This window comes from Spartinivicinus poritis (assembly GCF_028858535.1).
GTDB lineage: Bacteria > Pseudomonadota > Gammaproteobacteria > Pseudomonadales > Zooshikellaceae > Spartinivicinus > Spartinivicinus poritis.
Genome location: NZ_JAPMOU010000060.1, coordinates 1 through 21,899, shown reverse-complemented (window position 1 = coordinate 21,899; position 21,899 = coordinate 1). Strand labels below are relative to the sequence as shown.

21 protein-coding genes are annotated in these 21,899 nt (G+C 39.8%); 7 read left to right on the top strand and 14 right to left on the bottom strand.

The window, feature by feature from the left end:
• Window positions 1-8 precede the first annotated feature (8 nt).
• The 8 genes from iolE to ORQ98_RS25565 form a co-directional block, all read right to left on the bottom strand.
• Window positions 9-908 carry a myo-inosose-2 dehydratase gene (gene iolE / locus ORQ98_RS25600; RefSeq protein ID WP_274691670.1) on the bottom strand — a complete coding sequence of 300 codons (900 nt, stop codon included), beginning with the start codon at window positions 906-908 and terminating at the stop codon, window positions 9-11.
• A gap of 77 nt (window positions 909-985) precedes the next feature.
• Entirely contained in the window at window positions 986-2,848 is a 1,863-nt protein-coding gene (gene iolD / locus ORQ98_RS25595; protein WP_274691669.1) for a 3D-(3,5/4)-trihydroxycyclohexane-1,2-dione acylhydrolase (decyclizing), read from the bottom strand.
• Window positions 2,849-2,865: 17 nt separating this feature from the next.
• Window positions 2,866-4,806, bottom strand: a complete 1,941-nt coding sequence (locus ORQ98_RS25590) for a bifunctional 5-dehydro-2-deoxygluconokinase/5-dehydro-2-deoxyphosphogluconate aldolase (RefSeq protein ID WP_274691668.1) — start codon at window positions 4,804-4,806, stop codon at window positions 2,866-2,868.
• Window positions 4,796-5,611 (bottom strand): 5-deoxy-glucuronate isomerase, encoded by an 816-nt coding sequence (locus ORQ98_RS25585; RefSeq protein WP_274691667.1) that lies wholly within the window; start codon window positions 5,609-5,611, stop codon window positions 4,796-4,798. The genes ORQ98_RS25590 and ORQ98_RS25585 overlap by 11 nt, the downstream gene beginning before the upstream one ends.
• A gap of 145 nt (window positions 5,612-5,756) precedes the next feature.
• Entirely contained in the window at window positions 5,757-6,905 is a 1,149-nt protein-coding gene (locus tag ORQ98_RS25580) for a Gfo/Idh/MocA family protein (protein ID WP_274691666.1), read from the bottom strand.
• 41 nt (window positions 6,906-6,946) lie between these two features.
• The gene (locus tag ORQ98_RS25575) at window positions 6,947-7,834 is read right to left on the bottom strand and encodes an ATP-binding cassette domain-containing protein (RefSeq protein ID WP_274691665.1); all 888 of its coding nucleotides are present in this window, start codon (window positions 7,832-7,834) and stop codon (window positions 6,947-6,949) included.
• 80 nt (window positions 7,835-7,914) lie between these two features.
• Window positions 7,915-9,036, bottom strand: coding sequence for an ABC transporter permease (locus ORQ98_RS25570; RefSeq protein WP_274691664.1), 1,122 nt, complete (start codon window positions 9,034-9,036; stop codon window positions 7,915-7,917).
• A gap of 410 nt (window positions 9,037-9,446) precedes the next feature.
• Window positions 9,447-10,373, bottom strand: a complete 927-nt coding sequence (locus ORQ98_RS25565; protein ID WP_274691663.1) for a sugar ABC transporter substrate-binding protein — start codon at window positions 10,371-10,373, stop codon at window positions 9,447-9,449.
• Window positions 10,374-10,817: 444 nt separating this feature from the next.
• On the opposite strand from ORQ98_RS25565, the gene ORQ98_RS25560 reads away from it, so the two are divergent.
• The 3 genes from ORQ98_RS25560 to ORQ98_RS25550 all read left to right on the top strand — a co-directional run bounded on the left by ORQ98_RS25560 (window position 10,818) and on the right by ORQ98_RS25550 (window position 13,388).
• A complete protein-coding gene (locus ORQ98_RS25560) occupies window positions 10,818-11,675 on the top strand; it encodes a MurR/RpiR family transcriptional regulator (RefSeq protein ID WP_274691662.1) in 858 nt (285 codons plus the stop codon).
• Between the two features lie 309 nt (window positions 11,676-11,984).
• Window positions 11,985-12,974: an inositol 2-dehydrogenase gene (gene iolG, locus ORQ98_RS25555; protein WP_274691661.1), complete on the top strand. Its 990-nt coding sequence runs from the start codon at window positions 11,985-11,987 to the stop codon at window positions 12,972-12,974.
• 222 nt (window positions 12,975-13,196) lie between these two features.
• Window positions 13,197-13,388, top strand: coding sequence for a hypothetical protein (locus tag ORQ98_RS25550; protein WP_274691660.1), 192 nt, complete (start codon window positions 13,197-13,199; stop codon window positions 13,386-13,388).
• Between the two features lie 73 nt (window positions 13,389-13,461).
• Here ORQ98_RS25550 and ORQ98_RS25545 read toward each other — a convergent pair whose 3' ends face one another.
• Together ORQ98_RS25545 and ORQ98_RS25540 are read right to left on the bottom strand one after the other, a co-directional pair.
• Window positions 13,462-14,775 carry a hypothetical protein gene (locus ORQ98_RS25545; RefSeq protein ID WP_274691659.1) on the bottom strand — a complete coding sequence of 438 codons (1,314 nt, stop codon included), beginning with the start codon at window positions 14,773-14,775 and terminating at the stop codon, window positions 13,462-13,464.
• A 161-nt stretch (window positions 14,776-14,936) separates the two neighbouring features.
• The gene (locus ORQ98_RS25540) at window positions 14,937-15,311 is read right to left on the bottom strand and encodes a response regulator (RefSeq protein WP_274691658.1); all 375 of its coding nucleotides are present in this window, start codon (window positions 15,309-15,311) and stop codon (window positions 14,937-14,939) included.
• A 225-nt stretch (window positions 15,312-15,536) separates the two neighbouring features.
• Here ORQ98_RS25540 and parS point away from each other — a divergent pair, with 225 nt between their 5' ends.
• The 4 genes from parS to ORQ98_RS25520 are packed head-to-tail and all read left to right on the top strand — an operon-like array spanning window position 15,537 to window position 16,899.
• On the top strand, window positions 15,537-16,010 hold the full coding sequence (gene parS, locus ORQ98_RS25535; RefSeq protein ID WP_274691657.1) for a type II RES/Xre toxin-antitoxin system antitoxin: 474 nt from the start codon (window positions 15,537-15,539) through the stop codon (window positions 16,008-16,010).
• A complete protein-coding gene (locus tag ORQ98_RS25530; RefSeq protein ID WP_274691656.1) occupies window positions 16,010-16,483 on the top strand; it encodes an RES family NAD+ phosphorylase in 474 nt (157 codons plus the stop codon). The genes parS and ORQ98_RS25530 overlap by 1 nt, the downstream gene beginning before the upstream one ends.
• Window positions 16,480-16,668: a type II toxin-antitoxin system TacA family antitoxin gene (locus tag ORQ98_RS25525; RefSeq protein ID WP_274691655.1), complete on the top strand. Its 189-nt coding sequence runs from the start codon at window positions 16,480-16,482 to the stop codon at window positions 16,666-16,668. Before ORQ98_RS25530 ends, ORQ98_RS25525 begins: the two co-directional genes overlap by 4 nt.
• A gap of 51 nt (window positions 16,669-16,719) precedes the next feature.
• Window positions 16,720-16,899 (top strand): hypothetical protein, encoded by a 180-nt coding sequence (locus tag ORQ98_RS25520; RefSeq protein WP_274691654.1) that lies wholly within the window; start codon window positions 16,720-16,722, stop codon window positions 16,897-16,899.
• Window positions 16,900-17,399: 500 nt separating this feature from the next.
• Here ORQ98_RS25520 and ORQ98_RS25515 read toward each other — a convergent pair whose 3' ends face one another.
• The 4 genes from ORQ98_RS25515 to ORQ98_RS25500 all read right to left on the bottom strand — a co-directional run bounded on the left by ORQ98_RS25515 (window position 17,400) and on the right by ORQ98_RS25500 (window position 21,757).
• Window positions 17,400-18,203 carry a DUF4437 domain-containing protein gene (locus tag ORQ98_RS25515; RefSeq protein WP_274691653.1) on the bottom strand — a complete coding sequence of 268 codons (804 nt, stop codon included), beginning with the start codon at window positions 18,201-18,203 and terminating at the stop codon, window positions 17,400-17,402.
• A 474-nt stretch (window positions 18,204-18,677) separates the two neighbouring features.
• On the bottom strand, window positions 18,678-19,142 hold the full coding sequence (locus ORQ98_RS25510) for a GNAT family N-acetyltransferase (RefSeq protein ID WP_274691652.1): 465 nt from the start codon (window positions 19,140-19,142) through the stop codon (window positions 18,678-18,680).
• Between the two features lie 551 nt (window positions 19,143-19,693).
• Window positions 19,694-20,488, bottom strand: a complete 795-nt coding sequence (locus ORQ98_RS25505) for a hypothetical protein (RefSeq protein WP_274691651.1) — start codon at window positions 20,486-20,488, stop codon at window positions 19,694-19,696.
• Window positions 20,489-20,761: 273 nt separating this feature from the next.
• The gene (locus ORQ98_RS25500) at window positions 20,762-21,757 is read right to left on the bottom strand and encodes an alpha/beta hydrolase (RefSeq protein ID WP_274691650.1); all 996 of its coding nucleotides are present in this window, start codon (window positions 21,755-21,757) and stop codon (window positions 20,762-20,764) included.
• Window positions 21,758-21,899: the final 142 nt, after the last annotated feature.

The following is a 21,899-nucleotide window of genomic DNA, read 5'->3' as shown; positions in this document are numbered from 1 at the left end:
AGTACCAGTTAGCTAGTAAGCTTTAGGCCAGCCTTTGATACTTGCTCAGCTAAATATTGATAGCCCATTTTTGCGTAGGTTAATGGATGAGCTATTGCAGGGTCTTGCTCTGCTTCTACTACTAACCAGCCGTTATAATCATTCTCTTTTAATAATTGAAAAATACTCGGATAATCAATACAACCATCACCAGGCACAGTAAATATTCCCTGCAAAACAGCATTTAAAAAACTGCTATCAGTATTTTTTGCCCACTGTAAAATCTCTGGCCTGATATCTTTACAATGCACATGACAAATACGCTTAATATGCCGCTTAGCTGTTGCGAGTGGATCACCACCTGCATAAGTCAAGTGTCCAGTATCTAACAGTAAGCCAACAGACTCACCCGTTATCGCCATCAACTGATCAATTTCAGCCTCGGTTTGAATCACAGTACCCATATGGTGATGATAAGCAATTTTAATCCCTTCACTATGAGTGTAATCTGCTAACTGAGTTAATCGATCGGCATAAGGCTGCCAGTCTGCTTCAGCAAGCACCGGTCGGCGTGATAATGAAGTACCTTGCTCACCGTGTATGCAAACAGTTACTTCAGCAAATACCATTACTGAAGACCCCAATACCTTTAATAATTGCAAGTGGGGCTGAATAGCAGCCATTTCTTCTTCTACACTCCTTGTCATTAACTGACCACTGTACCAGCCTGATACTAACTGCAAACCATGTTTATCTAAGATTGGCCCTAATACTTTTGCCTCACGAGGAAATTTATTACCTAACTCAAAGCCACTATATCCCGCCAGCTTTCCTTCCCTTAAACAAGCTTCCAAGGGTGTTTCTGCCCCTAATGCTGGCATGTCATCGTTTGTCCAGGTAAGGGGATTAATTCCAATTTTTACTGCCATATTTTTACTATCATCCATAATTCATAATGATTTAATTTAAAGAATTAATACTCAAAGAACCATTTACGAAGAGTATTTTAATAAGGCTGTTGCTTTTTAGCTTTTTCATATTTATCCCTTGCCTCAATAACTTCCTGACGTTGAGAAACTTCTGGTATAGCAACATCCCACCAAGATCCACCTTCACTTGTTGTATGAACAGGATCTGTATTTAAACTAATAACATAAGTCTTATTGGCCTGTTTAGCTCGCTTTAAGGCCGCTTCTAATTCTGTAATGCCTTGAACATGTTCAGCAGTTGCCCCCATGGCCTGCGCATGAGCAGCAAAATCAATTACGGGCGCCCCTTCATCTATGGTTTTACAATCGGCTAATAAGTTATTAAAAGGTGCTCCACCGCAGGCTTGCTGTAATCGATTAATACAGCCAAAGCCATGATTATCTAATACTATAATAATTAGTTTTTTTCCCAACATCACTGAAGTAGCTATTTCTGAATTCAACATCATATAACTACCATCACCTACCATCACAATCACTTCTCTATCCGGACAGGCCATTTTAACACCTAACCCACCCGCAATTTCATAGCCCATACAAGAGAAGCCATATTCTACGTGATAACCTTTTGGGTCTGTTGTTTTCCATAGTTTATGCAATTCACTTGGCAAACCACCTGCAGCACATACCACTATATCTTTAGTCTCTATCGCCCGATTAACTGCACCAAGTACTTGGGCATCAGTGGGTAATAGAGTATCCGTTTTGTCTGTTTTTTTATTTACTGTTTCATTCCAAGTAGCCATGCTTGTTTGAGCAGTAGTTAACCAGTTATGGTTTATCCGTAATTTTTTATTTTCTTTTTTATCTAACAAAATTAGCGACAACTGTTGTAGCGCTACTTTTGCATCAGCAATTAAAGGGAGTGCATTGTGTTTTACTGCATCAAACTGAGCAACATTAATTTGTACGAGCTGCTGGTTGTCTTGCACCAAGGTACGAGAGCTTGTAGTGAAATCCTGCAATCGAGTACCTATTGCTATAATTAAATCAGCCTGCTCTGCTATCGTATTTGCTGCTTGGCTGCCTGTTACTCCAATACTACCTAATTGGTTCGGATGATCCCAAGGTAAAGCCCCCTTGCCGGCTTGGGTTTCAGCCACAGGAATATTAAATAGTTGTGTAAATGAGTTCAGCTCTTCAATTGCCTCTGAATAATGTACGCCACCACCAGCAATAATAACTGGTTTTTCTGCTTTTACGATTGCCGTAACCACATCCATTAGTTGTCGTTGATCCGGTGGCTGACGCAACATATGATGTACTTTAGGCTCAAAAAAGCTTGATGGATAATCATAGCTCATCGCTTGCACATCTTGTGGTAATGCTAATGTTACAGGGCCACAATTGGTTGGATCGGTTAACGTTGCAATCGCTACTGGCAGGCTGGCAATAATCTGTTCTGGTCGGGTAATACGATCAAAATAACGAGAAACTGGCTTAAAGCAGTCATTAGCCGTTATGGTTGGATCAGTAAAGTTTTCCACCTGCTGTAAAACAGGGTCAGGCAATCGATTAGCAAAAGTATCGCCAGGTAAAAATAAAACCGGTAAACGATTAACATGCGCTAATGCTGCTGAGGTTACCATATTCGTCGCCCCTGGTCCTATAGACGTAGTACAACCCATCATCCGCCGACGATTATTAGCTTTGGCAAATGCAATAGCAGCATGAGCCATACCTTGTTCATTATGAGCACGATAAGTTGGCAATTGGTTCTGTACATGAAATAAAGCTTCACCAAGCCCCGCTACATTACCATGGCCAAATATTGCAAAAACACCTTCAAATAATGGTAATTTATTTCCATTTATTTCGACAAACTGAGCAGCAAGATATTTAACCAATGCTTGAGCCATGGTTAACCTGATTGTATTCACCTTACTCTCCTATTTTTCTACTCGTTAAAGACTTTATTCGATACTAGGGACTGCTGTCTGCTAACTCGCCAAACATCAATTAATTGCTGATAATTGTTCGCTACCAACTCAATAAACTGTTCATCTGTTATAACCTCTTTCAACCATTGGCGGGCTGCTTCAGCAAAAATACTTCGACCAACGGCAAATCCTTTGACAATTGGATAAGCTGAAGCCGTTTTAAAACCTTTCATTAATTCATTTATAGGGGCTTCTAGGCCTAGAATAACCACACCACGACAATGGGGGGCTCTATTTGTAATAAGCTGTTGAACCTGCTGCCAGGTTTGGCTGCTTTGTGGCGGTAGCTTCCACCAATCAGGGTAAACGCCTAAATTATAAAAGCGCTTTAATGCTCTTGGTATGGTGTTATCATCTACTTGTAAATGTTTAGGCGGAATTACTTCAAGCAAAAATTCATGGCCACTGGCGCAACAGTCTTCATATAATGAAATTACTTGCTGCTCCTGCTGGTGACGTAGTGTTAACTCATCATCTGGGTGATAAAAAACCAGGCACTTAACAATGTGTTCACTTGGCCAACTGACTAAACGGCTGCCTATACTGGTTTTGCCTTCCAAATTTAAAGGACGAGAACCAGGCAATTCTACTGGCCTACCAACCCACCAACCTTTGCCAGATACCTCATTTAACGTTGCTTGACCAAAAGTGTCGTCAATTAACACACCAGGTGTCGTTAAGCCTGCCTTATCAGCACCCAACTGGGTAGCTTTCAATAATAATTTTTTAAGTACAGCAACTTTATTCTCATTAGCCCCTGTTTCATTCACCATCTCAACAAACTGTTTACGGTGATCAAAGGCCAAGGCATATACCTCATTCCAATTAACTGGGTGTCGAGTCGTGACTCGATGCAAATAATTTAAATGAGAATCTAGATCAGGCCTGGGAATTTTGTCGGCATTCGCTAAATAATAATTAAGTTCTTCTTCGGTAGGAATAGCAGGTGCACAGCCATGTCGCGAAACGACTATTGCACCACAAGCATTAGCTAGCTGACAACACTCTATTAACGATTTATCTCTTAACCAACCGCTTAAAAAGCCACTCATAAAGGCATCACCAGCACCTAATACATTAAGTACTGCAACCTTTACCCCATGAACTGTTAAGCCATCGTCTAGTTTTTCAGGAATATTGTCTGGAAAAATGCTGCAACCTAAAGGGCCTCGCTTTACTACAAGCACAGCATCAGTTAAACGACGCATGTTACTTAGGCTATTAACTGTATTGGTAGAGCCACCAGCAATATGAAACTCTTCTTCTGTACCAACAATTAAATCACAATAGGGTAAGATTTTTTGTAAATGCTGGGTAACATTATCTGCAGATACAAACCGGTTCTCTCCTTCACCTAAACCCGTTAATCTCCATAACACTGGACGATAATCAATATCCAGAATGACTTTGGTATTCTGTTCTCTCGCCCACTTCATCGCTTGCAAACTAGTATGAAATGTATGCTCTGTAGAGAAATGCGTACCTGTAATTAATAATGATTTGCTGGATGCAATAAATTCAGGATCAAAATCTTCCACACTAATTGCCATATCAGCGCAATCATTACGGTAAAATATTAGTGGAAAAGTATCCTGATCCTTTATTCCTAGTAGTACCAACCTAGTTAATCGTGCATTGTCAGTTTTAACATGAGTAACATCGACACCCGCTCGGCTTAATTCTTCTTTAACAAACCGCCCCATATGCTCATTACCCACCCGAGTTAACATGGCAGATTTCAAACCTAAGCGAGCAGTACCATAAGCAATATTGCCAGATGAACCACCTAAATATTTAGCAAAAGAAGATTCATCTTCTAACCGGCTACCTATCTGTTGACCATATAAGTCAACAGCAGCACGACCAAGGCATATGACATCCAAGTGCTTAGTATTCATTACCCTCTAACTCCTCAGGAAACCAAATCTGTGCATCTGAGCTTTGTGTCCAGGTATGTTCTGGGGTAAATTCAGGCACGGTATAAGGGTTATCAGGCAGATGACGTATAACCCAGGAATACCACATCCCATAACCAGGCGCAGCTGTTTGCGGATGGTCATTCCCATCAAAAATTTTCACCGTATCAAACTGCTTTATTTTATATACATCTTCACCATGCTCAGCATGCCCATAACCTTGTGGGTGGGTAAACCGATAATGATAAATTTCCGGTTGTGGATGATGATGCGGTGGATAACTAGACCAACGTCCAGGCATAGTTACCACCTCACCTAGTACTAGTTCAGCATTAGGGTCGGTATTTTTAAGATCAAAAATGGTTCTGACAAAACGCAAACAAGCACCACCTACCTGGCCTTTACCACGGTGCTCATTTGTTACATCATTATAAATTTTATAAACAAAGCGTTTCCTATTAGGCACCTGATAAACGGTAAACTCTGTATCAGAATGACAATTAAACTGAACTATTGTCTTAGCCGAAACATGCAAACATTTTGGTGACTCATCAAATAACGATTGCCTAGTTAACCTATAATTTTTTCCTTCTATATTAATGGTGACTTCACCACGCATCAACAACCAAGCAGTTTCAACGTCAGTCGTCGTATTATAGATTTCATTTGCAGACAGTTTGTGTACAGTCAGTGCAATACCAGTATTATCTTCAGCCTCATCATAACGGGTAATTTCAGTAATACCTAGAGGAAAACCTTCCCGATATTTATTGATGTGAATTGTCATAACAGTAAAATTCCTTCATCATAATTTTTTTGTACATGCAGAAAACTCGCTCTTTCCCTAGTCCTGTTATTCCATATCGGACACTAAATTTACTTTCCGTCCATTTTTGCAACCTCCTCCTCAGGGAGAGAGGTGAGGGTATTATTTACTCTATTTCACTAAGTTTAACCCAACGACTTTCTTTATAAGACAGTTCTGCCGCATCCAATATTTTATTTACTTCATAAGCTGTACGAAAATCTGGCCACATAGGTTTATCTGCGAAAATACCTTCAACCAAATCACGTACTTCAACAATTTTCTGGTCGTTATAACCAAGGCCATGACCCGATGCCACACAAAAAGCGGCATAATCCGGATGCTCAGGCCCCACTAATATGGTACGGAAACCTTGTCGATTACTAGGATCAGTATTAGTAAACAGCTGTAGTTCACTTAATCGCTCCTGATCAAAAACAATAGTGCCTTTTGTACCTGTTATTTCATAGGTTAAGCCCATCTTTCTGCCACAAGCAATTCGGCTTGATTCAAGCGTACCTATTGCCCCATTTGAAAACCGCACCATCATATGCGCTTGGTCATCATTTTCTACTTTGGCATATTGGTTGTTATTTTCTGCTTGACCATTACTAAGTAGAGGCCGCTCTTTTATTACTGTTTGCAAGTCAGCCACCACCTCATTAATATCACCCACTAAATATTGAGCCATATTAATAATATGCGATCCCATATCTCCTAACGTACCAGAACCTGCTAACTCTCTTTTTAACCGCCAACTAAAAGGGGTATTAGGATCTGCTAAATAATCCTCATTGTGAGTGCCTCTAAAATGAACAATGTTTCCAATTTCACCGTTTTCAATAATTTCCTTTACTAACTGTGCAACCGGGTTTTTTACATAGTTAAAGCCAACAAGTGTCTTAATTCCTGCTTTTTCAGCAGCTTCAGTCATTTCCTTAGCATCTACAGCATTTAATGCCAATGGTTTTTCTGAATACACATGTTTACCTGCAGCAATAGCCGCAAGAGCCATATCTTTATGCAGGTAATTCGGCGAACAAATATCGACTACATCAACATCAGGATCGTTCACTAAGCTTCGCCAATCTCCCGTTGCCCGGTTAAAACCAAGATCTTTAGCCTTTTGCTCAGCTAACGTTTGATTTACTTCTGCAAGCATTTCACACTCAATACTCGCCGATAAAGGAAAAACCGCCGGACAGGCTTTAAATGCAATGTTATGGGCTTTGCCCATGTAGCCCGTGCCGATAAGACCAATTCGTAATTTTTCCATTTTTTACCCTTTATAAGATGCCTTTAGGGGAAAAATAAACCTTAAAGTGCTGCCAGTGAATTAGTTGAACTACTCTTAATACATTCAGCCGGATTACTTTTACTTTCAGTAGAGTTATCTATTTCTTTTTCTTGAAAAGCATCAATCCGTGCAAACTCTTCTAGTTCTGCTGTTAGATTTTCCATTTCATCACCACCAGCCATCATAGCCAAAACATTTTCACGACTGACCTCTGTTTTACGGAAAGTACCAAAACTAGTGCCTCGTTTTAATATGGTAAAGGCATCACCCACTGGATAAGCATGATGCACATTATGGGTAATAAAAATAACAGCTAAGCCACGTGCTTTAGCTTGAGCAATATAATGTAAAACAACTGAAGCCTGTTTAACTCCAAGCGCTGAGGTAGGCTCATCTAAAATTAATACTTTCGCTCCGAAATAAACCGCCCTGGCAATTGCCACACACTGACGCTCACCGCCAGATAATGTACCTACTGGCTGAGAAGGGTCGCGCACATCAATACCAATTTTCGCCATTTCTGCTTTTGCTACTTGGTTTGCCAGCTTCCAGTCTATACGACGAAAGATTCCCCTGCCTTTGGTCGGCTCACGTCCCATAAAAAAGTTACGAGTGATACTCATTAATGGGACCATGGCTAAATCCTGAAATACTGTTGCTATACCATGGTCAAGGGCATCTGCTGGGGAGTGAAAAGACACCGCTTGCCCTTCAACCAGCATTTGCCCCTGGGTAGGTTGGTGTACCCCTGATAATGTTTTTATTAATGTAGACTTACCTGCACCATTATCCCCCAATAAACACATTACCTCCCCAGCTGAAACGGCTAAAGAAATATCTTGTAAAGCGATAACACTACCGAAATACTTATGGACGTTTCTTAATTCAATTAAAGGCTTATCATTCACTTTTAATTCTCCTACACCCTTCTCGAATGATTTTTAGGGTTTGTTGTCGCCCCAAAAAACCATTCGCTTTGGCTATACCTTTAATGGGATTCTGTCGCTTTTTTACGAGCGTAATTATTAAACATCACAGCAAGCAACATCATCACACCCATGAAGACTTTAAACCAATCAGTATTAACACCGGTATAGAAAATTCCCATTTGCACCGTGCCAAAAATAAGTGCACCAAATACTGCACCTATCGCAGAACCATAACCGCCGGTTAACAATGCACCACCAATTACCACTGCAATAATAGCTTCAAACTCTTTTAATAAGCCCCTGTTGGTATCCGCTGAACCAGCATCCAATACTTGTAAGCAGGCAAAAACCGTTGCAGCTAATGCAGTAGAAATAAATAAAGTGATCTTTACCTTATTAACTGGTACTCCAACATTTCTCGCGGCATTTGCATCACCACCACAGGCAAATATCCAGTTACCAAACCGGGTCATTAATAATACCCAGGTAGCAAGTGCAGCAATAATCACCCACCAGATAATAGAAACAGGAATACCAGTTACCATTGGTTGGCCAGCAAAGTTAGTTTCAATCCAGCCCATTTCAGCAAACCAGGAAAATAAACCAGTTCCCACCTCACCACTAAATAATGATGCTAGCCAATCATTGTCAGCTGCTTCTTTTAACCCACCTACCTGTGTTCTACCGGTAATTAGACGAGTAAAACCAATCGCCAAACCACGCAAGATAAATAAAAAAGCCAGAGTGACAATAAAAGACGGGAGCTTTGTTTTGACAACTAAATAGCCATTGAGAAAGCCAATTCCAACTGCACCAATAAACGCAATTAAAATTGCCATCCACATGGGTAAACCCCAAACCGATACTGGAATAGCTAGTACCAGACCAGAAAATGCGATCATGGAACCAATGGATAAATCAAATTCTCCTGCAATCATTAATAATGCAGCCGCCACAGCGATAATACCCAACTGCGCCGACACTTCTAGAAAATTAATCGCTCCACTGGCGCTGAACATACCACTGTCGCCAGCAAATATGCCAAAAAAACCAAACACTAATAATGCACCTGCTACCGCACCTAATTCAGGACGATGCATTGCTTTGCGAATAATACCTTGTTTTCGCAGTCGCTCATCTTTTGCAAGATCTACCGCAGATGCAGTTGTTGTTGAACTCATATTGAAAAAACCCTTCCTAGCCAGCAGAGTATCTTTTTTTAGTTTTTGCTGTTGTTGCAAATACCACTAAACTAAGTTCCTTCTCTCCATCTGTGGGAGAAGGCTGTCGCAAAAGCTGTACCCCCTTTAATAAAGGGGGGATTTAAAGTGATCGTGGTTTTTGAGTCATCTCCGCTTATTTGCTTGTAAAAATCCCCCTCAGTCCCCCTTTTTCAAAGGGGGAAGCTGGATTGAGCCATAACTCCAACCCACCTGTTTCTTGCAGCAACTCCAGAACATCCTGTTGCTTCTTATTTATTCCCCAGAACCCTTTTGTGGCAGCCTCTGTGGGAGACGAAGCTAAAAGAACGTTGGGAAATAGTTATAATAATGCTCTCTTTTTAAAGATACCCAATAAATTAAATACAACTCTATCGAATACCTTTTTTGCTTAGCTCCACTACCTGCCCAGCATTTTCTTTCGTGACAAAACCTGGACCAGTTTGTACTTCACCATTAGGTAGTACACCATATTTAGTATATTGGGATAGGAAAATAACCGGTAAATAACCTTGTAAATATTGTTGTTGATCAATGGCAAAATCCATACTGCCTTTTTTTATCGCTTTTAATATATCTGGAGATAAATCAAAAGTGCCTATTTTAACTTTACCTGCAGCTCCTGCTTGCTCAATTGCTGCAATAGTGGGGTCAGCGCCAATGGAGCCTAACGTTAAAATACCTTCTATATCTCTATTTTTATTTAAGTAGGCTAATAATGCATTTCGCACTTCGGTAGGGTCTGTACTCACCGCCAAAATTGCAGCATTCCCTCCCATTCCTTCCACAAAACCATCACAACGTTGATCTAGTCCAGCGTTACCTTGTTCATGGTTAACACACAGCCCTTTTTTTACCCCATTCTGGCGCATTCTTTCGCCAGCACCTTTGCCAGCTAAGTACTCACTCTGTCCTACATGGAGTTTCACACCAAGTTGCTTATAGACAGCTGCCCCAGAGTTCATTGAAATAACCGGAATACCATTATTGATGGCTTTTTTTATCGACTCAGCTAATGCATCTTTATCTGGTATGGATACCACTAACCCATCAGGCTTAGTCGCAACGGCAGCATCAATAATTTGCGCCATTTTTACCATATCGAAAGAATCAGGAGATCGGTATTCAACTTTTACATTCGCTTCTTTAGCTGCTTCATCAACGCCATTTTTTACCACCGACCAAAAGGGGTCTTGAGGCTGTCCATGACTGACAACGACTACACGAGAGGTGTCGGCTGTCAAAACGCCACAATAAGTACTCATAGCCGTTACAGCAGCGATAACTAATTTTTTCATTATTCAAAGCTCCTTATTATAATTATGCTCTTTATAATTACGCCCTTCGCTCACGACTTTTAGAGTTTGCTGTGACCGCATCCCTTTACAATCAAGCTACCAGCTAAAAACCTATGCTTTGGGTTTGGACAGGTATACTCTCCACAAATACCCCTTTAGAGTTCACCTTGCAGTAGCAGGCTAGCTTCCTAAAAGATATTTGCTTTGACTATATAACGTTATTTTTTAGCTACCTGTATCATTTATTATTTGTTTGATTTTTATTCAAAACAGCAGTTTGACTCAACCACTACACTAATGTCCTTACTGTTATATTGAAATATTTATTTCATTTCCACTATTTTTTAAAATTTTTTTGTTATAAAAATACAAAATGAAATATTTGTTTCATTTTCAGCGATTATGCGCTATAAATGAAACATTACAATAACAAGGTATCCATACATGGTTGTCAATCCTCCAGAGAGCCTGGCAGAGCTGGAGTCTGCCATTACAGCTAAACATATTTCTCTGAGTAAGCGGCTTCAACAAGTCGCACAGTTTGTGATGGATCACCCCAAAAATATTGCATTTGGTACAGTGGCGGCAATTGCTCAAGATGCCGATGTGCCTCCTTCAACCCTCGTGCGATTTGCTAATGCCTTTGGTTTTCAGGGCTTTAGTGATATGCAACGACTATTTCGAGCCAAGCTGGTTGAGGACAACCCCAGTTATAATGAGCGCATCCGCCTTGCTAAAGAACAGCTAAGTCAGCCAAGTCCTACATCTCCTATTCAGTTACTGAATGAGTTTGCCTCAGCTAACATGCTTGCCATGGATCAACTGAAGACTGAAGCAGATGCCGATAAGTTAGAGTCAGCTATCAATATTCTGGAAAAGGCTAATGTGATTCATATAGTCGGGTTTCGCCGCTCTTTTGTCGTAGCCTCTTATTTTGCTTATGCACTACGCCATATTGATAAAAGCGCATTTCTAGTTGATGGCGTGGGTGGCATGTTTAGAGAACAAGCCAGTGTTATCCAACCTCAGGATGCAATGGTTGCCATTAGCTTTAAACCTTATGCAACAGAAACTCAAGAAACGATAAAAGCAAAACCAGCTGAAGTCCCTTTAATCGTTATTACCGATAGTCAGCTCAGCCCATTAGTGCAACAAGCAACTGTGAGTTTTGTAGTAAAAGAAGCAGAGGTGCGTTCATTTCGTTCACTGACTTCTTCTTTATGTATTGCTCAAGCACTCTCTATTGGACTAGCTTATCGACAGGAAGAAAAAACAAGTAACAACCCAGTTAATGAAGACTAATAAATAAAAAGTTATTTCTATATTTTATTTTAAAAAATATAGCCAAAACGAAGGATGTTTAGGCAAGGCCATCAAGCGATGAGTTCCAGCCAGCATTCTTTTTATCAATTAAGGATGCTGTCGTAAGTCTTGCAGTAGCAGACTTACCCCCAGGAGCTTATTGAAATAAGTGACTGGGGTGAAGACAGTTTATTGCTCCTGCATAAACTGCATTCACACCATCCTTGGTGCTTAGCGAAGATAACAAAGCACTTGTGCCCTAGGGGTATAAAGATCATTCGTGAAGGGTATACATTAGGAGAGTAATTAATGATTAACTTATGCTTATTCGGCGCAGGCCGTATTGGCTCAATCCATGCAGCCAACGTCTCACAGCACCCTGATGTACACATTAAATATATTGTGGATGTTAATCAAACAATAGCCAACCAAATGGCAGAACAATATGGTGCTACCGTTACTGATGTAGATAAAGCCTTGGAAGATACAACAGTTGCCGGAGTCATTATTGCCAGCTCAACCGATACCCATGCAGATTTAATGATTCGCTCTGCACGAGCAGGTAAAACCATATTCTGTGAAAAACCCATCGACCTGAATATTAATCGAGTAAAAGAATGCCTACAAGTGATAGAAGACGCTCAAGTGGAATGTGCCTTAGGCTTTAATCGCCGTTTCGACCCTCAATTTAATCAACTTCATAACCAGTTAAATCAGGGTAAAATTGGTGAGTTACAAATGGTATCCATCACCAGTCGAGACCCAGCTCCCCCACCTGCTCATATTTTGCCAGCAACAGGTGGGTTATTTAGAGATATGATGATTCATGACCTGGATATGGCCCGTTGGCTATTAGGTGAAGAGCCAACAAAATTATTTGCCAGCGCCAGCTGTCTTATTGATCCCGCCATTGGTGAGTTAGGTGATGTCGATACCGCTATGGTAGTACTCAAAACTGCATCGGGTAAATTATGCCAAATTAGCAATAGCCGACAAGCAGTGTATGGTTATGATCAACGAATCGAAGTATTCGGCAGTAAAGGTATGTTGCAAGCTAATAATAATACCGCTACGAATTTATCATTTAGTGGTGAGCAAGGAGTGATTAGCGAAAAGCCTTTATATTTCTTTTTAGAGCGTTATGCAGATGCCTATAAAGCAGAGTTAGATAACTTTATTGCAACCATACGTGGCACCGAAAAACCACTAGCTAATCAGCACGATGGTTTACAAGCACTGGCTTTGGCAGATGCCGCTTTGGAATCGGCAACCACAGGGAAGCAGGTCATTTTAAACTAGTACTGGGCGCATTAAACCGCCCTATTTCCTGTACTTATGGAAGCATTCAGACATGCGAGCCATGAACAATTATCGACTCTCTGGAAAAGTAAAAGTGGGCAGTAATAAAAAAATGTTGGTTTTGCTGATGTCTTGATTATCAATAAATCGAGGCAAGTAATTTCCCAGAAAAACAGTCTGTTTGAAAGCTTAGATACTTTTGACCTAGCTATCAACGAGGCTATGAAAGCCCCAACGATTGGCTTAACACCAGAGCGAGCGCTTGACGAAACCATGTTAGCTGGGTGGAAAGGGTTTAAGGTCGAGTGGTTACAGAACTGCTTTGTTCAGAGGATGCCAGCTAGGCCACATAGGAGCACAGTTGAATCGTTGAGTGATAGGCGTTGGGCGGATGGGTTGCGTTTGGAAGTTTAACCCCCATCCAAAGGGATGTGGAATTAAGCCAAAAGCCACCTATTAGATGGCTTTTGATTAATCAATTAATTGATTAATTACACTGCGGCTTTTGGTGCATCACTTCAGTGAATGCTTCAAAAAGGTCTTTACCAGTAGGTTTTGTGTAATTAAAAGGTAATATTGATAACCCATAGCTACGGTATTTAGACCAGGTTTCAGGCATTGCCTTCTCATTGGCAACATGATGAATAACCAAGTTATTGTATGCTTTTAAAGCCTTATTGATTTTATTTTGGTCGTTTGTACCGTGTGCTTTTAAAGCTAGTAGATACTTTTTAACATCATGTACAAAGTTTTCTTCGTGATGTTTTAGAGGAGATAAATCACCTTGAATACCTTTTAAACTACACACAAATTGGTCTACTTTACTGGTATCAAATATAGTTTTCGATTTTTGTGTTGGGTAGCTATCCATTCTACCTGAGTGATAAGCGTAACTAAGATCCCTAATATTGTTTAAGTAAGTGGTTGTGATTTCTTTAAGTGTTAACTGCTTACTAAATGCTTCAGGGTAATAACCTTCAGGAGATGCCTCAGGATAGTATTTTTTAGAGCTAGACTTTATACCGCCAGACAAAAACTCTGATGCAAGAATGTACTCTGCATAAGGAGCGAAATTACTGATATTAGCCCAAAACGCTTCGTTACATAACGTAGATAAATCTAACAGTGCTAGTTTTTGGCCAGAAATAGTCTTGATGTATTTCAACAACTCTCTTGCATCATCAGGTAACATTCTTCTTTCAAACAAGCTTCCTTTATTCGGTCCACCATGCCCTCTAACTAAAAAGCTAAAACGTAAACTCTTGTTTGGGTAATCCTGTTTTTCTTTGGCAACTATTTCATCAAGATATTTTTTAAAAAATGCTAACAGCTGTTTACTGTGCTGTTTTTCTAACTGCTCATCTCTACGATCATGCTTGTGCAATATTGAACGCTGAACCATTACATTGCGAGGGTCTAACGAACGATTAGGTTGATAACGTTCATCGTTTCCTAAGTCATACCCCTCTACTTTATCTAGGTAAATAACTGCGTTATAAAGTTTAAAATTACCTTTTTCGCGAGTACTGCTTTGGCCTTCCCAAGCGCGATTTTCATACTGCCCCCATAAGTTGACAGAAATCATTATGTCGCGAACATCCTTAGTTTGAACAGGCTTTTTAGTTGTAGTCGTTGTTGTGGTAGTTGGCTTAGCTGATTTAACCCACTGCCATTGCTGGTTTGGTCCACCGTGAAACTGCCATGCTCCAATGAGCTGGCGATCAGCATAATAGTCTAAAACCATGTAAGGGTTGCTTTGGTTTTGTAAGGTGTTTCCTGACCAACGCCAGCGCTGGTACATTTCATTATTACACTGAGCAATGTAAGTTCGGCAGATAGGGCTTGTGTTCCTTGCCTGGCATTGATGAGTGGTCCTTTGTGAGTGTTAGCGGGTTTCAGTATAGGTTAGAGGGAAATGGAGAGGTTTAAGGCTTTGTGGCAGAGAGTGGGGAGGCAATAAGTTTACTGGTTAGATTCATCTAAAAGCTGGTCGATAGTGCTCGCTAGCTCCTTTTTGTCAGCAGGCTTGATCAAATACCCTTTGGCTCCTTGCTTCTTACCCCACAAGATATCTGTTTTCTGATCTTTTGTTGTTAAGATCACTACTGGAATATGCTTAGTACGATCATCTGTAGTGATTTTTCTCGTAGCTTGAAACCCGTTCATCTTAGGCATAACTATGTCCATCAGGATCAAGTCTGGCAAAATCTCAATTGCTTTTTCAACACCCTCTTCACCGCTTTCAGCAGAGTATATAGTATGCCCAAGCCCTTCAAGAATTGCTTTATGTCCTTCTATCATTGTTACCGAGTCATCTACGATTAGTATTCTTGCCATAAAGTAGAACCCTTGGGAGCTTGTTTAAGCAATAACAAGTATGTTGTCTATTTATGTATATCTTAGTTATGGATGAGTCAATATGCTAAGTACAAGCAATAAAATAGATAAATGTTATTGGCTGGGTAGTGCTCCTGTATCAGAGACGCCTATCAATCTTACTATCAGCCAGAAGAGTCATATGATATAGTTTAAGGTATCATATGAAACCACTAGGAGCGCAAAATGTCTGCCTCTGGAAAAGTAGCAAGCGGAAGCTCAAAGCTTCAATTTAACCCTGCCAAGTCTCCCAAAAAGAGCAAGCTAATTGCTCGTGTAATTGGTGTTGACCGGGTAAAAGTTCAAACCTCATTGTTAGAGGGCCTTTCAGTAAAGGCGATTGCAGATATTGAAAAGGCATTAGGAATTGATCAAAAAACTTTCCTGCTAATTTCTGGTATGTCAAAAGCTACCCTAAGCCGCCGCAAAGAAGCAGGACGCCTAACACCAGATGAATCAAGCAAGGTGTATCGGTTTGCTCAGCTTTATGACTTAGTAAAAGCCATGATGCTGGACGACGACGAAAAGGCAAGAGACTGGCTACAGACGCCAGAGCCTTTATTCGGTGGTAAAACCCCTCTAGAGCACGCCAGAACTGAATTCGGCGCTAAGGAAGTAGAAGACCTTATCGGGCGTATCCGGCATGGGGTGTTTAGTTAATGCTGAAAGGATGGAGAATAGCAGCACCGGAATATTCAAAAACCCCACAAGAGATGTTATCAGGCGAAGGAGCATTTTTATTTGGTGGGCGCTGGAATTCAAAGGGGACAAGAGTTGTATATCTTGCTGAAAGCCTAGCGCTAGCCTCTATGGAGTTGTTAGTGCACCTCAAGCAGTCGGATATACTAAAGCAGTATCACAAACTATCAGTGTCGTTTAATGAGTCGTTAGTAATGGATTTGGACACGGATAGTTTACCGTCGAATTGGCAGTCTTACGAAATGGAGCCAGATACACAGGCAACAGGTGATTACTGGGTGCACAACAAACTATCATTGCTGCTTAGGGTACCGAGTGTAACTGTCCCTGAAGAGTCAAATTATATTCTTAATCCAGAGCACCCTGACTTAGATAAGCTTGATATAAGTGAAATTGTTGATTTTGGGTTTGATTCTAGATTGGTGAAAAAATGAGTGACTCAAATAGTATAGCCGATCTGTTGTATATGCCAGGTATAGATGAAATTGACTTTGATCCCCCCAAAGCAAACATTATTTTACAGGATGATATTTACGAGGAGTTTCTAGAAATGCTGGAAAAAGAGCCAAGCCCAGCACTTAAAGAGTTGTTAGAAAGCAAATCGCCTTGGGAAGAGTAATAGCCGTAATGATCTAAAATATATAGGAGGGGCAAATATTGGTGATCTGGTATGAAAAAAGTTCTCGTCATCATTGCATTGATATCAGCCACATGGGTGTTTTTTAATAAAAGCGGTGGGCTTTCTGGCGAGGTAACTCTAGGGCCAGGCGTTTACGCTAGAGACATACCTAATTTACCATTGTTTTTCATGTCGTTAATTAACTCCTGTGGAAACTGTTTTGCCGTATAAGCAGATGCATCAATAAACAGTTAATTCTAGCGGTATATTGTCTGGAACAGCTTCGATGTTCATCCACTTACGAAGGGAACTAAACATAGGTTCGCCAATAAATTCAGCGTTTGAATGTTGCATCCACACCGTCAATGATTTGAATTGATTTATCTATGACTCCTAAAATTATTGCTTGAGATAGTTTTTAGGCTAACTATTAATGAACCTCACTATGATGTGCAGTTACTGCTGTATTTTTACTGAAGCAGCCTGATAGGTTTCACCCTTCTGCCGCGAGCATAATGCAACCACCAGCTATGAGGACTTACAGTGCTCCACTCCTACTATCCCTTGCTTCAGGACTTTCCAAAAATGCTAAGCACCAGCTATTATTACACAAAATTCGTACTATGTTGATTCATAAGGTGCAAACACATAAACTTTTATACAAAAGCTAATGTGTTTTAGACATAATTTAAACCTGTTATAGCTGCTATATACCAGTGTTTGTCTGACTATTACTTTACAATGTACCTACCATTTGAGTTGATATAGAGAACCACTTCTTCCTCAACATGAATTTTATGTTCACCTTTCGTTTTAGAGCCAAAGAAGCTGCTTGGCGATAACGGGGTTTTCTTTTTTTCGTTCTTCCACTGATGGGTAGCTTTTCCTCTTACTACCACCGCTTTTAGTCCGTTGTCGTTCTTGATAGTCCCTTTAAAGCCCTCTTGTAGTTTAATAAAGCTGCCATTAGCTGCATTAGTTTTCCCCCATAGGTAAGCTATCTGCACCTTGCCTTTCCCTAGCCATTTAACATCTTTAGTATCTAGCCAAACTAGGTTACTCTCATCTACATTAATTGGACTCTCACCAGTAGCAAACGCCTTTTCTGCTGAAAGAACAAGGTACGGACCACTGTCGATTTCTAGGTAAATGAGGTTATCTTGCCCATTTGCCGCTGTGATATGATTTCCCCCCGCTGGTTGAGTCCAAAACGAGCCTGTTGGTAACCACATTTTCTCTGCTGTGGGATCATCATTATGTATTAAACCTTCAATCACTATGCCACGGTATGTTATGTTGTGAATATGCGGTGGCGATGAGAAACCTTGTTTAAATTTCACCAACATACCTGTTGCCATGTCTTTGGTTCGATCTCCCCATAAATCGGCTGCTCTTGGGCTTGCGTCACCTCTAAGTGGGTTAAGCAGACCCCACTTGATATTACCTGTAGCTATTGTCGAGTGGTCATTTGCCTTTGATGGTAATGTAGTAAAACCCATTGCCAACGCAAATACAGCAAACTTTAATCTATTCATCCTTGCTTCTCTTTATTAGGCCCAAAACTATACATAAAGGTAGCCCATAACTATTATTGATTTAACTATTCCGATTCATAAAAAATAACATCGTAAAAAAATAAATGATTAATTAAAGAAACAATACAGTAAACTTATTTTTATTTAACTTAAAAAACAATAATTATTTTGGCGAGTAATCTATAGTCTTTATCTATTCATGATATAATCTCAAGGCTCATAAACTTACACAGGGTTCCCAACCCACTTATCTTTTTCACCATTTGTCGGCAGTTATACCTGTCGCGAATCATTTTTAGGTTTTGTTATCTTCATTCCTCACCCCAATCACCTATTAATATAGGCTCATGAGGCTTCGTCACTTGATGGCCTCACCTAAAAACCCTTCGCATTGGGTATACCAGGAAATATATGACAAATTGATTATAGTTCGATCAAAAAAACCTACACTAGGACTAGTGCAGGGTGGTAAGATTAGATGTCTGCTTTTACCTGACCTAGAATCGTATTTTTATTTAAGTCTAGTTTAAACAGTACTCTTTCCTTGGTTTCGTTAAAAACTAAGAATCCAAGCTTCCGATGCAATTTGATTACTGACGTATTATTTCTATGAACAGAACTAGTGATGTATTTTATTGAACTTGGCGTTATTTCTCTCAATGACTTCTTAATAAGTGCCCTTAAGGTAATACCATTTCTATACTTAGGATGTATTTGTATAGATAATATGTACACTTCATCGTCATCTTCCTGAATATATTGAAGATAACCAGCAAGCTCACCACCAATATAATTTGTCATTATCCTACACCCTTTGCCTATTTCTTCGAAGAGTTTCTTTTTTCGCCACAAAGGATCAAAGACTCCTCCAGCCTCCCTTATAATAAGCGCCATATTTAGCTCGTCGAGTGCTACTATTTCTTCAATATCTATTTTCATAATTAGTGATGGCTTATTCTAATATTTGATGAACACCATTTATAAGGCATCATCAATAGTGACTGTAGTACGCATGGCAATACCTTTGGAACCAATATGGATGTCATTATGAATCAGTATTAACATCCAAGCAATGCTGAGAGCTTCAATACTCCATTGCCATGGAGTCGTTAATTATGAGTATTGAAACAGTTAAAGCAGGTCAAACGATTCACGCTAATTCTTAATTGATATACTAAACAGGTCGCTTGATGCATATGAAGACAAGGAAGCTGCTTTAACCTAATTTTGCTGACTTAGCTATGTTCAGCCTGAAGAGGTTATAATCTTATCTCTAGCTTAAGCTACCACTCTCAGAAGTCATTTGCTTAAGGGCACCATCTAATAAGAAGATAGTAAAAGAGTAGATTTATCAAATGAAAAAGCGTTGGATTGGATTATTGAAATTATAGACTCGGGAAGCAAGTTATTTTAAATTAATACTGGGCGCTTTAAGGCGCCCCTACAAAACAAACTATTTTTACTTAATCTTTTTTAATAAGATATTCGGATTAATATAGCACTTGATAAAGCCTAATAGCGTAAATTTTACCCGTGTTACCACTATAATAATGGCCATCACCAGATGTATGTAAATTAACGGGCATTGGCGTCCAGGAAACTTGCAACCCTTCATCAATATCATGCTCAACCACAAAAGGCTCAGAAATATAAGTTAACATTTGGTCATTATTTTCTTTAGAAAGACTCATCACACCTAGTGACTCACCTGAATTCCAGGTTAACAGCTCAATCGCTTTATCATTATCATACTTGCTAATTCCTGAAGGCATAAAATCAACTGCAATTCGATAATAACTTGAGCCAACCCAACCTGAACGGGGTACTACACTCACATGTGCGATAGGTTCTTTTGGTAAATTACCTGCAGTGTCATATGTATATGCATCTTCATCTAGCACTTCATCCAGTTCGTACATTCGAATATTTCTAAACATGACATAAGCGCCTTTCACATGCTCATTAAGGTATGGTGTTGAAGAGCTAATATACTTACCCGCCTTGGGCATAGAAGGTGTCATTACGGCTAATAATTTAAAGTTCTCTGCATTAAGGTCAACAGCATTTGAATCTTCAGCCTTACTTTGAGAAGGAGGCATATATTGTAAAGCACGCTTGTGATGCTTTTCTAATTGAACTTGCTTTTTTGGTGAAAGTGCAGTCGAGTAATCAATGTTACTCCTTTCAGGTGTGTATCGACTTTTGGCATGAATAGGGAGGTATGTTAAACAACTAATAACAACAGCTAAGATAATAGAAACACTTTTGTTTAACTGTATATTCATAAGCATCCCTTTGTTAGTTAGTGTTTAGCCAAGTTACTCCGCCACCACTCAAGCTGTCTAGTGTAATATTTATGCAAACGTAGGAATAAGCTTGCTTTAAAGGCCAAGTGTCTGAAAATTTTACTAATACTTTTTAGTGCTATCTATATGGTGGCCAACTGAAAATAGTAGCTGCTTGACATGAAACTCTATCTTAAAAACGAGGCCAACGAAGTTTAATATATTAAACGCAAGAAAATGTAAAAAATTACTTTTTTCTGTTAAGACTAGTTTTTATTTACTGGCTATACTAGATAAACTAACTGTTGTGCTACGAATAAGCTTGGTCATTTGAGCAACTAACTCATCATAATAGGGGTTCCAGGTTAAACGCGCATATACGTTATTATTGGCTTCATTATTAGCTGCCTGATAGCCCCAACCTGAAAACCAAGGCTTTGTGCCTTGATAACATAATGCTTCTTTTTCTTCAGACTGGCCATTATTGCAAATGCGGGTATTTCCAAACTGTCCATAGCGGGGATTATTTGGGGAAAATAATGGCCCCATATGAGAGCCTGCACTAATACGATACTGTGGTAACTTCATTGTATAACTGATAGTACGCTTGTCTTGCGGAGGGTTGTCACCATACCAAATTAATAAACTATTAGGATGGGTAAAGCTTTGAGTAAAGTAACCTGCTATTGTTTGGCTATCTACTACACTATCTGCCTCACTCAACACCATCAACACAGGCTTATTAAATGGCTTGTTTAAATCCTCTCTAACAATTTCTGAAGTTTGATAATAAACCGCCGCACCATTAGTAGGTAATGACTCATAGCGGGTAATATTAGTTTCTGGATCAACATCTACCCAATCAATAAACCAGTTTGCAATTGGGGTATATTTGACTGCATCACTCGTAGCTTGAAAAGCCGGCGAAAACAATAACAAGCCAGCAACTTTATCATTTCGGTAGGCTTCAGAGGTAACCAAATTGCCCCCTGTCGAATAGCCTCCTAACCACAGCTCATCAACCTCATTTGCCATTAGCTCAGTATGATAGCTCACAATTGATTGCCAATCAGACAATGTCGGCAACATTAAGTCAGCAGGCTTACTCCCATGACCAGGTAACAGAATAGTACGCACTAGAAACCCTTGTTCTTGTAGGGTGCGACTGATATCAATAAATGAATAAGGCGAATCCCCAAGCCCATGAACCAGTAATACCCCTTTTGTCGCTTTCTGCTTTGGCAGTAATTCGTAGGGTGAATTAAGCATCAGCTCATGACGGGTATTATCAGTTAAATAGGCACGATTCTCTGCAAGCCATTGTTTAGTTTCATTTATACCAGTCGCGAATCATTTCTAGGTTCAATAATACAGCATCATGTGTATAATCCACTGTTATGAGAGGATTTGA

Excerpts from the sequence above, each read along its gene's own strand:
- iolE (WP_274691670.1), bottom strand. The coding sequence starts at position 908 with ATGGCAGTAAAAATTGGAATTAATCCCCTTACCTGGACAAACGATGAC.
- ORQ98_RS25590 (WP_274691668.1), bottom strand. The coding sequence starts at position 4,806 with ATGAATACTAAGCACTTGGATGTCATATGCCTTGGTCGTGCTGCTGTT.
- ORQ98_RS25585 (WP_274691667.1), bottom strand. The coding sequence starts at position 5,611 with ATGACAATTCACATCAATAAATATCGGGAAGGTTTTCCTCTAGGTATT.
- ORQ98_RS25580 (WP_274691666.1), bottom strand. The coding sequence starts at position 6,905 with ATGGAAAAATTACGAATTGGTCTTATCGGCACGGGCTACATGGGCAAA.
- ORQ98_RS25570 (WP_274691664.1), bottom strand. The coding sequence starts at position 9,036 with ATGAGTTCAACAACAACTGCATCTGCGGTAGATCTTGCAAAAGATGAG.
- ORQ98_RS25565 (WP_274691663.1), bottom strand. The coding sequence starts at position 10,373 with ATGAAAAAATTAGTTATCGCTGCTGTAACGGCTATGAGTACTTATTGT.
- ORQ98_RS25560 (WP_274691662.1), top strand. The coding sequence starts at position 10,818 with ATGGTTGTCAATCCTCCAGAGAGCCTGGCAGAGCTGGAGTCTGCCATT.
- iolG (WP_274691661.1), top strand. The coding sequence starts at position 11,985 with ATGATTAACTTATGCTTATTCGGCGCAGGCCGTATTGGCTCAATCCAT.
- ORQ98_RS25550 (WP_274691660.1), top strand. The coding sequence starts at position 13,197 with ATGAAAGCCCCAACGATTGGCTTAACACCAGAGCGAGCGCTTGACGAA.
- ORQ98_RS25545 (WP_274691659.1), bottom strand. The coding sequence starts at position 14,775 with ATGTACCAGCGCTGGCGTTGGTCAGGAAACACCTTACAAAACCAAAGC.
- ORQ98_RS25540 (WP_274691658.1), bottom strand. The coding sequence starts at position 15,311 with ATGGCAAGAATACTAATCGTAGATGACTCGGTAACAATGATAGAAGGA.
- parS (WP_274691657.1), top strand. The coding sequence starts at position 15,537 with ATGTCTGCCTCTGGAAAAGTAGCAAGCGGAAGCTCAAAGCTTCAATTT.
- ORQ98_RS25530 (WP_274691656.1), top strand. The coding sequence starts at position 16,010 with ATGCTGAAAGGATGGAGAATAGCAGCACCGGAATATTCAAAAACCCCA.
- ORQ98_RS25525 (WP_274691655.1), top strand. The coding sequence starts at position 16,480 with ATGAGTGACTCAAATAGTATAGCCGATCTGTTGTATATGCCAGGTATA.
- ORQ98_RS25520 (WP_274691654.1), top strand. The coding sequence starts at position 16,720 with ATGAAAAAAGTTCTCGTCATCATTGCATTGATATCAGCCACATGGGTG.
- ORQ98_RS25515 (WP_274691653.1), bottom strand. The coding sequence starts at position 18,203 with ATGAATAGATTAAAGTTTGCTGTATTTGCGTTGGCAATGGGTTTTACT.
- ORQ98_RS25510 (WP_274691652.1), bottom strand. The coding sequence starts at position 19,142 with ATGAAAATAGATATTGAAGAAATAGTAGCACTCGACGAGCTAAATATG.
- ORQ98_RS25505 (WP_274691651.1), bottom strand. The coding sequence starts at position 20,488 with ATGAATATACAGTTAAACAAAAGTGTTTCTATTATCTTAGCTGTTGTT.
- ORQ98_RS25500 (WP_274691650.1), bottom strand. The coding sequence starts at position 21,757 with ATGCTTAATTCACCCTACGAATTACTGCCAAAGCAGAAAGCGACAAAA.